We start from the raw sequence: 11,875 nt of genomic DNA, 5'->3' as shown, positions 1-11,875 counted from the left end.
GGTCAACAATTGATCTTTCCGGGAAAATTGTCAATGTCGCCGCAAAAGGGATTCTGTGATGCGCCTTGCCAAAATCAGCGAAATTCGAAAAAAAGAACTGCGGCGCGCGGCCTTCGAGGTTCTGAAGCGCGAAGGCATGGCCGGCGCGACGCTCGAAAAGGTCGCCGCTCAGGCGGGGGCCTCCAAGGGTATCGTGCTGCACTATTTCTCGAACAAGCAGGAGCTTTTCGAGCACGCCATGCGTGAAGCCAATGCGGAACTCAGGGACGCGGTGGCGGCGCGCCTGGCGGCGGCGCGCTCACCGAGACAGCGCCTCGACGCCATCATCGAGGGAAACTTCGAAGAGCGCTTTTTCCAGCCATCCATCTGTCACGCCTGGCTTTCGCTCTGCGCGGAAGTGCCGAGAGAGCCGCAGCTGGCCCGCATTCAGCGAGTCATCCACGGCAGGATGCGTTCGAACCTGATGTCGGCGCTGACCGACATCCTTCCGAGGGACGAATGCGAGGAGGTCGCGCTGGCCATCACCGCATTGATCGATGGCCTCTGGCTGCGGCTGGGACTGCAATCGAATGGCTTGAACCGGGACGATGCGCTGCGTCAGATGCGAGACTATCTCTCGCACAGACTGCCGCAGACATACCGTTGACGCGAGGCGTCCCATGCTCTGGATCGGCCGGCTCGCATCCCGTCGAAACTCTCGACCTCCGGGCCGGGGTCACGCATGTCGTTCTGCCGGCCCGCCCGGCTCCTTGCGCCCTTGCGGGGGAGCCTCGAGAAACAGCGCGAGCAGAGAAACGACGCCATAACAGGCGATGTTGTAGAGAACGGCGGTGGAAAGCGCGGCGCGGTAGGCGGCGTGTTGGTCTGCGCCGCTCGCCAGGCTTCCGCCCAGCACTGCGAAGAATATCTGCGAGATGATCGCCACGCCGAAGGCGCCGCCGATCTGCTGGATCGATTGCAGCGCGCCGGAACCGGAGCCCGCATCCTTCGGCGGCACGCCTGCCAGCGCCGTCTGGAACAAGGGCGAAATGGCCAGGCCGGTGCCCAGTCCGCCCAGCGCCAGCGGCAGGATGAGACTGGCCTGATCCAGCGTGTCGCCCAGCGTTCCCACCGCGCTTCGAAGAAGCGTCATCGACCCGATCAGCGAGGCGGCGCCGAGGACGATGCGGCTGCGCGCGAATTTTCCGCCCGATCGCCCCGAGATCAGCGACGCGATCAAGACGCCGACGGGGAAGGGAATGGTGGTGACGCCGGAGGAGAGGGGATCGAGCCCGTAGCCGCTCTGCAGGAAGACGGCCAGGACGAAGAAGAAGCCGGGCAGCGCGGAGAAGAACACCATGGCGCCCACCGACGCCGTGACGAAATTGCGATTGGCCATCAGGCCGAGCGGCACGAGTTCGGCCGCGCCGGTCGCATTCTGTCGTTTTTCCCACCAGACGAAAGCGGCGGCGAGCGGAAGCGCGAGCGCCATCACGACGAAGATCCAGGACGGCCAGCCGAAGCCACGGCCCTCGATGAGCGGGAAGATCAGGCAGAGCATGGCCGCGCCCGCCAGCGCGATGCCGCCCCAGTCGTTGCGCAGGCCGGGATTGCCGGGAATGTCCGGAATGATCCTCGCCCCCGCCCAGAGCGCGAACGCCCCGATCGGCAGATTGATGAGGAAGATCGGCCGCCAGCCGAGATCGAACAGATCGGCATGAATGAGCGAGCCGCCGGCGACGGGCCCGGCCACCGAGGCGAGGCCGGCGGTGAGGCCGAACAGCGAAAAGGCCATCGCCCGCTCCTTGGGCGGGAACATCACCTGGGCGATCGACAGCACCTGCGGCGTCATCACCGCGCCGCCGACGCCCTGGATGATGCGGGCCGCAATCAGCATTTCGATATTGGCGGCCATGCCGCAGACCGCCGAGGCGAGCGTGAAGCCGCCGACGCCCAGCATGAACATCCGCTTCTTGCCGATGATGTCGCCGTAGCGTCCGAAGGGCAGAAGGCCGAGCGCGAAGGACAGGATATAGCCGGCCACCACCCATTCGATGCCGCTCTCGGTCGCGCCGAGATCGGCGCGCATGCTGGGCAGCGCGACATTGACGATGGTGACGTCGATCATATTCATGAAGCTGGCCAGCAGCAGCACCGCCATCGCCATCCAGCGGCGTTCGTGGGCGCGGCCTTCCGCAGTCCCGGCGGAGCCGGGTCGTATCGCTTCGTTCATGGCGGGAATCCTCTCTTCTCAGTCGCAAGAAGACAGGGGAATGCCAGGGAGGTCAAGGCTCGCAAGGGGGTCTGAGCGACTTCGACGTCAAAGCCGTCGCAGCGAGCGGTCGATGCTCGCGGCGTCGGACAGCGCCGAGGATCCTGTGGCGGTCGAGCCCGTGACCATGGCCAGGAATTTCTGCAGTTCTACGGCGTCGGCATTGGCGATATAGACGACATCCTTGTCGCGCAGGGCGAGCCGTTGGGCGGCGAACAGCATGGCGGGATCGGAGAGATCGACGCGCAGTATGGCTGCGGTCCGCTCGCCGGTCGATGCGGTCGGGAGACCGGCCGACGCGAGTTCGTCCTTCGTCATGTCGCGATAGAGAAAGATCCGGGCCGCATTGGCGCGGTCGTCGCGCAAGCCGCCCGCGCTGGCGATGGCTTCGCCCAGGCTCGGGGCGTCCTCGGCGAAATCGAACCGGCCCTGCTGCGAGGACGCGCCGAGCACGATATAGCTGCGTCGGTCGCGACTGACCGATACGACGTCGCCGGGCCGGACGAAGACATTGCGGTTCGGCTCGTCGATCAACTCTGTGAGTCGCATCGCGGCATGACGACGATGTCCCTCGATACGGACCCAGGCTTCCTGCTGCGGCCCATCTACTCCGCCGGCGCGGGCGATCAGATCCAGAACCCGTTCGCCGGCGGGATTGAGATCGAGCCGGCCGGGCTGCCTGACGTCGCCGAGCACGGACACCCGTTTCGAGCGGCTTTCCACGAGACTGACGACGGCTTGCGGCTCGATGGCGCGGTTCGACAGCTTCGTCTCGATATCCTGCTGGATGGCGGAAACGGTTCGCCCGGAGGCGACGATCGCGCCTGCATAGGGCACGACGATCAAGCCGCGCCCATCGACCGCCTGTCGGGGGAGGGTGATGTAATTGCCGGGACGGCTCCCGGCGTCGTCCGGAATGAACAAGCCGCCCGATTGCGATTCGAAGATCGTCACATCGACGAGGTCGCCGACGCCGAGCGTTTGTTGCGGGGCTGTGGGACTTGGGGGCGCGTCATGGGAAGCGGTCAGAGGCGCGTGGTTGAGGCGGTCCGCGAGGTCCAGCGACAGGTTCGTCAGCACGTAAGGCGTCTGAACGGCCGCATGCACAGGGTTGGAAGCCTGGGCGTCGATTTGCCGGTAGGAAGGCCCCGAACCGGGCAACTTGCCGCAACTCGCAACGAACAGAGGGATCAAAAGCAGAAAAAGCGCAGACGGAAAACGCACGCAGAGCCACATGGCCGCGCTCCAAATACCGAGTTGACTGAAAGAACTGCTAGAAGATCATGAAAGTAATGCGGCATGGATGCGCGTCGAAGCGCGCTGCCCGACCAAGCGCCGACATCACGCTCACGGAATAAGTGTAGAGAATTGCGCTGCAATTTCAAGATATATTTTCAACGACGATGCGCGCCCGCGATCGGCGCTCGCTGTCCCGGATCAATATGCATGCGATATGCCAGCGCGAAAGCCTCGCGCAGCCGCAAACATCTAGAAGAGGGCGGCACTCTCTCACGGCGACGGTCATGGACTACAAGCTGACGGATTCGGCAACCTATCTGACCAGCCTTCTGGCGCGGGCGTTTTCGCGTTCGTTGCAGGAGAGGGCGGCCGTATTGGGCTTCTCGCCCGGACAGTTTCCGGTACTTTGCGCGCTCTGGGATGAGGACGGCCTGACCCAGAGGCAGATCCTCGACCGACTGACGATCGAGCAGGCGACGCTCGCCAACACGTTGCAGCGCATGGAGCGCGACGGATTGATCCGCCGGCAGGTTCACCCGAGCGACCGGCGCGCCACGCAGAATTTCCTCACCGAGCGCGGCCGTGAGATCCAAGGCGAGGCGGTTGCCGCCGCGCTGGCGGCCGACGCCGAGCTCTTCAAAGGGTTCAGGCGTTTCGAAAAGGAGTTGCTGCTCGAATATATGCGTTGGGCGCTCGCCAATTCCGACAAGGCCTGACGGATCCGCATCGATGCCGGAACAGCCGGGGATGCGGCGCGTTTCTCCTCGAAGCAAAGGAGATAACCATGGCCGATCCCAAATCTCTCATCAAAGACGCCGCCACGCCCGTCAGCGGCGGCGCGCAGACCGAACGCGATCCCGGCCTCGGCGCTCCGCTGGACCCCGACGCCGCGCAATTGCCCATCGGCGACGCGCCGAACGGCGTTCCACCCCAGGGTCTCGACGATGCGCCCGCCGATGAGGCAGCCACCCGCCCGCCGCGCCTCGGTCCCGCGCCCGAGCCAGCGGCCAGCGAGCCAGATCTGAAAAATCGACTCGGCCAGGGAGAGCGGACATGACCGGTGATCACGACAAACATTCAGCCGAGCCGATCGTCAACGGGGCGTCCGATCGGGACGCCCATCAGCGGCGCAGCGGAGGCAGCGCGAACGATCCGCATGGCGGCTATGAGCAGGAGACGTCGTCGGTCGCATCCGGCTCGGATCCCGAACGGCTCGACGAACTGGCGCGAGTCAATTTCCAGGCGGGCCGGGATAAAGCATGGCATCGCTCGGCGCCGGATCTTCGCGGCGGCGACCAGCCCATATTGCGGTCAGACGGTGAGGTCAGGGTCGAAGGCGAAGAGAAGGTGAGGGATCAGGACGCCGGGAATAAAACATAGCGCGGTTCGTCAGATCCGCATCTTCGTTTTTTCCGCAGACGGACGTGCGGCTGAAGAGCCGCAACTGTCGGGATCAGTCGTCACGTCGTCAGACCGATGTCCGGAGACCCAGTCTCATCAGTTCATGAACTCGAAATAGCTGCTTTCGATGGCGTTGCGGGAAGCGGACGCGAGCGAAGCGTCGTCGGACTGGCGGTTTTCCTGCGCCGCCCACAGGGCGTTGGCCAGATTGGCGCTCAGCACGGCGTTGCTGCCGGTGAGGGCGTTGTCGCGACGGTCGATCCTCCCGGCGAGAGTCTCCGCCGAACTTTCCTGCTTCGTGGGCAGTTCGTAAGCGCGCGGCGTTCGACCATAGCCGCCGACATTCGTGTTGATTTCCATCGTCCGGACCCACCATCAATCGTTAACCGACGTTAACTTTCGAGGCTTGCCCGGAGCTTGCGGCCGACGATTGAGGGTGTTGCGCTCGGGCGTCGCTCCAGGAGGCGGCTTCTCAATCGCGGCAAGCCGGGGGCCGGCCGATTTTCGCCTGCGAGCGGCGAAAGGGAATTTGCATGTTCGAAGAAAGGGGGGCGGACAAAGGCTCGGAGAGGGGGAAGGAGCCTTTGTCCGTCGAACCTGGCAAGGCGGGGGACGAGCCAATCAACCAGGTTGTCGGGCGTTCATCATGAGCGCCGCGCCACTGATTTGTGTCTCGAAATGCGGCTTTTCAAGGAAGGCTCCGATTACAAATCGGTAACCTTGCCGTGAGGTCGGCGTGACCGCCCCTCCGCGATCAGGGGTAGATTACGCCCTTACGCAGGATGATGTTGCCGTAGAGCCTCGGCTCGGATGTCTGCACGATCGTATGGGCGCGCCGCACCCGTTCGTAGAAGTCCTGCGGAGCGAGCGGCAGCACGACCCTCTCCGGCTCCCATCGGGCGCAGACCGCGATCATCTCGGCGTGAACGGGGTCGACCGCTTCGAGATCGCCGCGAACGGTGGCGCGGAACAGGCCGCAATCGACGAAATCATCGACCGGCATCAGCGAAAGAATGGCGTCCAGAATGCGGATGACGCCGTGGCCATCGGCCCGGACAAGCCGACGCGCATGTTCGAGTCCGGGATAATTGCCATCCACCAAAGCGATTTCGTCGCCATGTCCCATGGCGCGCAACGTCGAAAGCAGATCAGGACTCAATACGGGATCGACCCCTTTCAGCATCAGGCCAGCTCCTTGAACAACACGCTTTGATCGATGTGGTAACGGGAAAACAGCGGCAGGCTGGCGGCGCCGATGGCGCGGGCGGACGCTCCGACCAATCCGGCTTCGATCACGGGGGCTGAGACGCCCTGCAGATTGACGCGGCCCATCGCCTGGCGGGTCGCCTCGACGATCCTTCCTTTGACCGACGGGCTGAAGCCTCCGTCGATGATGACGGCCTCGAAATCGATGACCGAACAGACCGACGCCGTGGCGAACGCCAGCGCGTCGGCCGTTTCCTCGATCCATTCGGTTTCGATCGCGCCGAAATCCTCCCAGCGATCCGGTTCGAGCCAGATGGAGGAGGGGTCGCGGCCGGCTTTTTCGAGCTTCCGCTCGAGCTGGATGATCGAGGCGTGATCGATCAGTTGGTCCTGCTCGGCGCTCCCCGCCCGGAACGGCATGGAGCCGAAGGCGCCGGCATTGCCCGTGCGTCCCGGATAGAGGGCGTGATTGATCGCCACGCCGCCGCCGATGAAGGTGCCGATGAAGAAATAGGCGAAATCGGCGTAGCGAGGCCCGTGGCCGAAGGCCAGCTCGGCGGCGCAAGCGGCGGTGGCGTCGTTCTGCACCACGACCGGCAACTCCATGGCGTCGGCCAACAGAGCGGCGACGTCCGTGTTGCGCCAGGCGTCCATATCCGCCTTGGGCGCCCCCAGCGCCTCCACCCAGTTCCACAATTCGAAGGGCAGAGCGACGCCGAGGCCCGAGACCTTGCGCCAGAGGCTGTCCGAGAGGTCGCGGCGCATGCTGGCGACGGATCGGGTGACGAAATCGACGATCAGCGCCGGCGTGGGATAGCGGTAAGCCTCGCTGCGGCGCATGCGGACCGCGCCGATGAAATCCATCAGGATGAGCTCGCAACTGCGGCGACCGACCTTGAGGCCGAGGGAGAACACTCCGTCGGCGTTCAGGCTCATCGGTATCGACGGCTGGCCGACGCGGCCGCGTTGCGGCAGGCCGCGGCTCAGCAAGCCGTCCTTTTCGAGCGCGCGCATGATCACCGACACCGTCTGCGCCGACAGGCCGGTGCGACGGGCGATTTCCGCTTTGGACAGGCTGCCATGACGGCGCACCAGCGACAGCACGAGGCGTTCGTTATAAGCGCGCACGCGTGTCTGGTTGGCCCCGCCCATGGGGTCGACGACGGTGTTTTCGACCGTCCTGATTTCTGTCGGATATATGTCCGCCATGCCCATTCTCCTCCCGGGCGTGACTATAGCAAGTGACCCGGACCATGCCACATCTAATTAATAAATCAACTCGATTTATTAATTGACACATGTTTTGTTTGGTGTTTATCTGATGCTCGGCGGTCGCACGAAGCGGGAGGAGCTTTGGGTCGTACCCGATAGTGCGGCGCTCGAACAGGGCGTCGGATAGTCCGGCGCCGGAGGTCAATTTCCGTGGGAGGAAATCATGAAGTCATCCATTCTTGCTGCAGCTTTCGGCGCGCTTGCGCTGGGCGTCGCCTTTTCGGGCTCGGCGCAGGCTGCCGACGTGTCTGCGTGCCTCATCACCAAGACTGACACAAATCCCTTCTTCGTCAAGATGAAGGAAGGCGCCGAAGCCAAGGCCAAGGAAATCGGCGTGACGCTGAAGGCCTATGCCGGCAAGGTCGATGGTGATTCCGAAAGCCAGGTCGCCGCCATCGAAACCTGCATCGCCGACGGCGCCAAGGGCATCCTGATCGCCGCATCCGACACCAAGGGCATCGTCCCGGCCGTCAAGAAAGCCCGCGACGCCGGCCTTCTGGTCATCGCGCTCGACACGCCGCTCGAGCCGATCGACGCCGCCGACTCCACCTTCGCAACCGACAACCTGCTCGCCGGCAAGCTGATCGGCCAGTGGGCCGCCGCCACCCTCGGCGACGCCGCCAAGGACGCCAAGGTCGCCTTCCTCGACCTGACCCCGTCGCAACCCTCCGTCGACGTGATGCGCGACCAGGGATTCATGATGGGCTTCGGCATCGACCCGAAGGATCCCAACAAGATCGGCGACGAGGACGACGCCCGCATCGTCGGCCATGACGTGACCAACGGCAACGAAGAAGGCGGCCGCACCGCCATGGAAAACCTTCTCCAGAAGGACCCGGAAATCAACGTCGTCCACACCATCAACGAACCGGCCGCCGCCGGCGCCTATGAAGCGCTGAAGGCCGTCGGCCGCGAGAAGGACGTGCTGATCGTTTCCGTCGACGGCGGTTGCCCGGGCGTGAAGAACGTTCAGGACGGCATCATCGGCGCGACCTCGCAGCAGTATCCGCTCATGATGGCCGCTCTCGGCGTCGAAGCGATCAAGAAGTTCGCCGACACCGGCGAAAAGCCGAAGCCGACCGAAGGCAAGACCTTCTTCGACACCGGCGTGGCGCTGGTGACGGACAAGCCCGCTGCAGGCGTGGAATCGATCGACGTCAAGACCGGCATGGACAAGTGCTGGGGCTGATGTGACATCCGGCGGTCCGGGCTTCGCGCCCGGACCGCCTCTGAAAAGATCTGTTTCCCGATCGATCCGATCGATTTCGCGGACATCGACGCCCGCAAGCGAGGCGAAACATGATCCGAGCAGCGCCCGTCGGCGCCGCTCTCTCCGACCGGACGCGAGGGGCGCCGGTGGGAAGCCTTCAGGGCGCATGTGAATCGCAACGAAGTCCGGCCGCTGTCGGAAAGGTTGCGCAACCAGAACAACGGGAGGAAGGAAGATGAGTGAGCCGCGCGCTGCCTCACAGCCGTCTCAGGAATTCGAGAAAGTCCTGTCGCAAAGCTCCACGCAGCTTGCGAGTTTCGACACGCATGACAAGACGCCGCTGCAGAGGCTGCAGCACTACCTGCATTCGAGCCCGGCGGCCGTGCCGCTGATCGTGCTGGTTCTGTCGCTGGCCATTTTCGGAGCGATTCTCGGCGGCAAGTTCTTCTCGGCCTTCTCGCTCACCCTCATTCTCCAGCAGGTGGCCATCGTCGGCATCGTCGGCGCGGCCCAGACGCTGGTCATCCTCACCGCCGGCATCGACCTGTCGGTCGGGGCGATCATGGTCCTGTCCTCGGTGGTTATGGGCCAGTTCACCTTCCGCTACGGCCTGCCGCCGACATTCGCCGTGATCTGCGGCCTCGCCGTCGGCGCGGCCTGCGGCTTCATCAACGGCCTGCTGGTCTCGCGCATGAAGCTGCCGCCCTTCATCGTCACGCTCGGCATGTGGCAGATCGTGCTCGCCTCCAACTTCCTCTATTCGGCCAACGAGACGATCCGCGGCCAGGACATCGAGCAGAATGCGCCGATCCTGCAGTTCTTCGGCGAGAACATTCGCTTCGGCGGCGCGGTTTTCACCTATGGCGTCATCGCCATGGTGCTGCTGACGGCGCTGCTCTGGTATGTGCTCAACCGCACCGCCTGGGGCCGCCATCTCTATGCGGTGGGCGACGACCCCGATGCGGCCGAACTCGCCGGCGTCAACGTCAAGCGCATGCTGACTACGGTCTACACGCTGTCGGGCCTGATTTGCGCCTTCGCCGGCTGGGCGCTGATCGGCCGCATCGGCTCGGTGTCGCCGACCGCGGGTCAGTTCGCCAATATCGAATCCATCACCGCGGTGGTGATCGGCGGCATCTCGCTGTTCGGCGGACGCGGTTCGATCATGGGCATGCTGTTCGGCGGCCTGATCGTCGGCGTCTTCTCGCTGGGCCTGCGCCTGATCGGCACCGACCCGCAATGGACCTATCTCCTCATCGGCGTGTTGATCATCACCGCCGTTGCGATCGACCAGTGGATCAGAAAGGTGGCTGGCTGATGTCTCGCGAACCCATTCTCACCGCACGCGGCCTCGTCAAGCGCTATGGCAAGGTGACCGCTCTCGACAATGCCGATTTCGACCTTTATCCGGGCGAAATCCTCGCCGTGATCGGCGACAACGGCGCCGGCAAGTCTTCGTTGATCAAGGCGCTTTCGGGCGCCGTGACCCCCGACGACGGCGAGATCCGCTTGGACGGCCAGCCTGTCCGTTTCCGTTCGCCGATCGAGGCGCGCAAATCCGGCATCGAAACCGTCTATCAGAACCTCGCGCTGTCGCCAGCGCTGTCGATCGCCGACAACATGTTTCTCGGACGCGAGATCCGCAAACCCGGTCCGTTGGGCTCGATCTTCCGCATGCTCGACCGCAAGGCGATGGAAAAGGTGGCGCGGGACAAGCTCTCCGAACTCGGCCTGCTGACCATCCAGAACATCAACCAGGCGGTGGAAACGCTCTCTGGCGGCCAGCGCCAGGGCGTGGCGGTGGCGCGCGCCGCAGCCTTCGGCTCCAAGGTGATCATTCTCGACGAGCCGACGGCCGCGCTCGGCGTCAAGGAATCGCGTCGCGTGCTGGAACTGATCCAGGATGTGAAGGCGCGGGGCCTGCCGATAGTGCTGATCTCGCACAACATGCCGCATGTCTTCGAAGTGGCGGACCGTATCCATATTCATCGGCTCGGCAGGCGCCTCTGCGTGATCAACCCAAAAGACTACACCATGTCGGACGCCGTGGCTTTCATGACCGGCGCGAAAGCGCCGCCGGAAGCCGCGATGGCCGCCTGATTTCCTTCCAAGGAGTTTCGAACGCCCGCCTCCACAGCGGGCGTTTCTTTTTGTGGGCCGAACTTCTCGTCGTCTCAGGCGTTGCGCGCTCTACGACGTCGCGTTATGGCCGTGTCCATCCCTTCTCTTGTTCGGAACCTCTATCGATGACCGAAATCACCCTGCGCCGCCCCGACGACTGGCATCTGCACCTGCGCGACGGCGAGATGCTGAAGGCCGTGCTGCCTTACACGTCCAGGCATTTCGCCCGCGCCATCATCATGCCCAATCTGGTTCCGCCCGTGGTGAAGACGGCCGACGCCCGCGCCTATCGCGACCGGATCATGGCCGCCAAGCCCGAACATCACCATTTCGAGCCGCTGATGACGCTTTACTTGACCGAAGGGACCGATCCCAACGATCTCGAGGAAGCGCATCGCACCGGCCTTGTGACGGCCGCCAAGCTCTATCCGGCGGGCGCCACCACCAATTCCCATTCCGGCGTGCGGGACATGGACAAGGCCATGCCGGTGTTCGAGCGCATGGCCAAGATCGGCCTGCCGCTCTGCGTGCATGGCGAGGTGACCTCCTCGGATGTCGACATCTTCGACCGCGAAGCCGTGTTCATCGAAACGGTGCTCGATCCCCTACGCGCGCGCCTGCCGGAGCTGAAAGTGACGATGGAGCATGTGACCACCAAGGACGGCGTCGACTATATCGCCGCCTCCAAGGCCAATCTTGCGGGCTCTATCACCACCCATCACCTGATCATCAACCGCAACGCCATCCTCGCCGGCGGCATCCGGCCGCACTATTATTGCCTGCCGGTCGCCAAGCGCGAAAGCCATCGCCAGGCGCTGCGCAAGGCGGCGACCTCCGGCGACGCCAGGTTCTTCCTGGGCACCGATTCCGCCCCGCATGTCGATCCGCTCAAGGAATGCGCCTGCGGCTGCGCCGGCTGCTTCACATCGATCAACACGATGAGTTGCCTCGCCCATGTCTTCGAACAGGAAAATGCGCTCGACAGGCTCGAAGCCTTCGCCTCGCTCAACGGTCCGGCCTGGTACGGGCTGGCGCCCAACGAGGAGCGCATCACGATGGTCAAGCGCGCCGAGAAGGTGGAGTTTCCCACCAGGATCGAAACGGGCGCTGGGCCGGTGACGGTGTTCGATCCGATGTTCGACATCTATTGGGAAGTCACCCCGTGATCAGGCGCG

At 64.1% G+C, this 11,875-nt stretch carries 13 protein-coding genes; 8 read left to right on the top strand and 5 right to left on the bottom strand.

The genetic code is table 11. The annotated features are described in order from the left end of the window. The first annotated feature begins 58 nt into the window (after window positions 1-58). Window positions 59-646 (top strand): choline-responsive transcriptional repressor BetI, encoded by a 588-nt coding sequence (gene betI, locus OCK01_RS16175; protein WP_263824811.1) that lies wholly within the window; start codon window positions 59-61, stop codon window positions 644-646. Window positions 647-715: 69 nt separating this feature from the next. Here betI and OCK01_RS16170 read toward each other — a convergent pair whose 3' ends face one another. Beyond that, window positions 716-2,212 carry an MFS transporter gene (locus OCK01_RS16170; protein ID WP_263824810.1) on the bottom strand — a complete coding sequence of 499 codons (1,497 nt, stop codon included), beginning with the start codon at window positions 2,210-2,212 and terminating at the stop codon, window positions 716-718. Between the two features lie 87 nt (window positions 2,213-2,299). Beyond that, a complete protein-coding gene (locus tag OCK01_RS16165) occupies window positions 2,300-3,487 on the bottom strand; it encodes a polysaccharide biosynthesis/export family protein (protein ID WP_263824809.1) in 1,188 nt (395 codons plus the stop codon). A 287-nt stretch (window positions 3,488-3,774) separates the two neighbouring features. Between OCK01_RS16165 and OCK01_RS16160 the strand changes: the two genes are divergently transcribed. The 3 genes from OCK01_RS16160 (at window position 3,775) to OCK01_RS16150 (ending at window position 4,870) form a co-directional block, all read left to right on the top strand. Continuing rightward, a complete protein-coding gene (locus tag OCK01_RS16160; protein WP_182827658.1) occupies window positions 3,775-4,206 on the top strand; it encodes a MarR family winged helix-turn-helix transcriptional regulator in 432 nt (143 codons plus the stop codon). Between the two features lie 68 nt (window positions 4,207-4,274). Beyond that, the gene (locus tag OCK01_RS16155) at window positions 4,275-4,547 is read left to right on the top strand and encodes a hypothetical protein (protein WP_263824808.1); all 273 of its coding nucleotides are present in this window, start codon (window positions 4,275-4,277) and stop codon (window positions 4,545-4,547) included. Further along, on the top strand, window positions 4,544-4,870 hold the full coding sequence (locus tag OCK01_RS16150) for a hypothetical protein (RefSeq protein WP_263824807.1): 327 nt from the start codon (window positions 4,544-4,546) through the stop codon (window positions 4,868-4,870). Before OCK01_RS16155 ends, OCK01_RS16150 begins: the two co-directional genes overlap by 4 nt. A 117-nt stretch (window positions 4,871-4,987) precedes the next feature. Here the strand turns inward: OCK01_RS16150 and OCK01_RS16145 are convergent, their stop codons facing one another. The 3 genes from OCK01_RS16145 to OCK01_RS16135 all read right to left on the bottom strand — a co-directional run bounded on the left by OCK01_RS16145 (window position 4,988) and on the right by OCK01_RS16135 (window position 7,306). Continuing rightward, window positions 4,988-5,251, bottom strand: coding sequence for a hypothetical protein (locus OCK01_RS16145; protein ID WP_182827655.1), 264 nt, complete (start codon window positions 5,249-5,251; stop codon window positions 4,988-4,990). A 394-nt stretch (window positions 5,252-5,645) separates the two neighbouring features. Continuing rightward, window positions 5,646-6,074 carry an RbsD/FucU family protein gene (locus OCK01_RS16140; RefSeq protein WP_263824806.1) on the bottom strand — a complete coding sequence of 143 codons (429 nt, stop codon included), beginning with the start codon at window positions 6,072-6,074 and terminating at the stop codon, window positions 5,646-5,648. Then, the gene (locus tag OCK01_RS16135) at window positions 6,074-7,306 is read right to left on the bottom strand and encodes an ROK family transcriptional regulator (protein WP_263824805.1); all 1,233 of its coding nucleotides are present in this window, start codon (window positions 7,304-7,306) and stop codon (window positions 6,074-6,076) included. The genes OCK01_RS16140 and OCK01_RS16135 overlap by 1 nt, the downstream gene beginning before the upstream one ends. Window positions 7,307-7,532: 226 nt before the next feature. Between OCK01_RS16135 and OCK01_RS16130 the strand changes: the two genes are divergently transcribed. The 4 genes from OCK01_RS16130 to pyrC all read left to right on the top strand — a co-directional run bounded on the left by OCK01_RS16130 (window position 7,533) and on the right by pyrC (window position 11,866). Continuing rightward, window positions 7,533-8,558 carry a sugar ABC transporter substrate-binding protein gene (locus tag OCK01_RS16130; RefSeq protein ID WP_263824804.1) on the top strand — a complete coding sequence of 342 codons (1,026 nt, stop codon included), beginning with the start codon at window positions 7,533-7,535 and terminating at the stop codon, window positions 8,556-8,558. A gap of 256 nt (window positions 8,559-8,814) precedes the next feature. Continuing rightward, window positions 8,815-9,897: an ABC transporter permease gene (locus OCK01_RS16125; protein ID WP_182827651.1), complete on the top strand. Its 1,083-nt coding sequence runs from the start codon at window positions 8,815-8,817 to the stop codon at window positions 9,895-9,897. Then, the gene (locus tag OCK01_RS16120; RefSeq protein WP_263824803.1) at window positions 9,897-10,679 is read left to right on the top strand and encodes an ATP-binding cassette domain-containing protein; all 783 of its coding nucleotides are present in this window, start codon (window positions 9,897-9,899) and stop codon (window positions 10,677-10,679) included. Before OCK01_RS16125 ends, OCK01_RS16120 begins: the two co-directional genes overlap by 1 nt. Before the next feature lie 146 nt (window positions 10,680-10,825). Continuing rightward, window positions 10,826-11,866, top strand: a complete 1,041-nt coding sequence (pyrC, locus tag OCK01_RS16115; RefSeq protein ID WP_263824802.1) for a dihydroorotase — start codon at window positions 10,826-10,828, stop codon at window positions 11,864-11,866. Window positions 11,867-11,875: the final 9 nt, after the last annotated feature.

Source organism: Rhizobium sp. TRM95796, from assembly GCF_025779995.1.
Classification (GTDB): Bacteria; Pseudomonadota; Alphaproteobacteria; order Rhizobiales; family Rhizobiaceae; genus Rhizobium_E.
This window is presented reverse-complemented; position numbering and strand designations above follow the sequence as displayed.

What these genes read in the sequence shown, in the direction of transcription:
- OCK01_RS16135 (WP_263824805.1), bottom strand. Translation starts at nt 7,306, where the DNA reads ATGGCGGACATATATCCGACAGAAATCAGGACGGTCGAAAACACCGTC.
- OCK01_RS16125 (WP_182827651.1), top strand. Translation starts at nt 8,815, where the DNA reads ATGAGTGAGCCGCGCGCTGCCTCACAGCCGTCTCAGGAATTCGAGAAA.
- pyrC (WP_263824802.1), top strand. Translation starts at nt 10,826, where the DNA reads ATGACCGAAATCACCCTGCGCCGCCCCGACGACTGGCATCTGCACCTG.
- OCK01_RS16165 (WP_263824809.1), bottom strand. Translation starts at nt 3,487, where the DNA reads ATGTGGCTCTGCGTGCGTTTTCCGTCTGCGCTTTTTCTGCTTTTGATC.
- betI (WP_263824811.1), top strand. Translation starts at nt 59, where the DNA reads ATGCGCCTTGCCAAAATCAGCGAAATTCGAAAAAAAGAACTGCGGCGC.
- OCK01_RS16145 (WP_182827655.1), bottom strand. Translation starts at nt 5,251, where the DNA reads ATGGAAATCAACACGAATGTCGGCGGCTATGGTCGAACGCCGCGCGCT.
- OCK01_RS16130 (WP_263824804.1), top strand. Translation starts at nt 7,533, where the DNA reads ATGAAGTCATCCATTCTTGCTGCAGCTTTCGGCGCGCTTGCGCTGGGC.
- OCK01_RS16170 (WP_263824810.1), bottom strand. Translation starts at nt 2,212, where the DNA reads ATGAACGAAGCGATACGACCCGGCTCCGCCGGGACTGCGGAAGGCCGC.
- OCK01_RS16140 (WP_263824806.1), bottom strand. Translation starts at nt 6,074, where the DNA reads ATGCTGAAAGGGGTCGATCCCGTATTGAGTCCTGATCTGCTTTCGACG.
- OCK01_RS16150 (WP_263824807.1), top strand. Translation starts at nt 4,544, where the DNA reads ATGACCGGTGATCACGACAAACATTCAGCCGAGCCGATCGTCAACGGG.
- OCK01_RS16155 (WP_263824808.1), top strand. Translation starts at nt 4,275, where the DNA reads ATGGCCGATCCCAAATCTCTCATCAAAGACGCCGCCACGCCCGTCAGC.
- OCK01_RS16120 (WP_263824803.1), top strand. Translation starts at nt 9,897, where the DNA reads ATGTCTCGCGAACCCATTCTCACCGCACGCGGCCTCGTCAAGCGCTAT.
- OCK01_RS16160 (WP_182827658.1), top strand. Translation starts at nt 3,775, where the DNA reads ATGGACTACAAGCTGACGGATTCGGCAACCTATCTGACCAGCCTTCTG.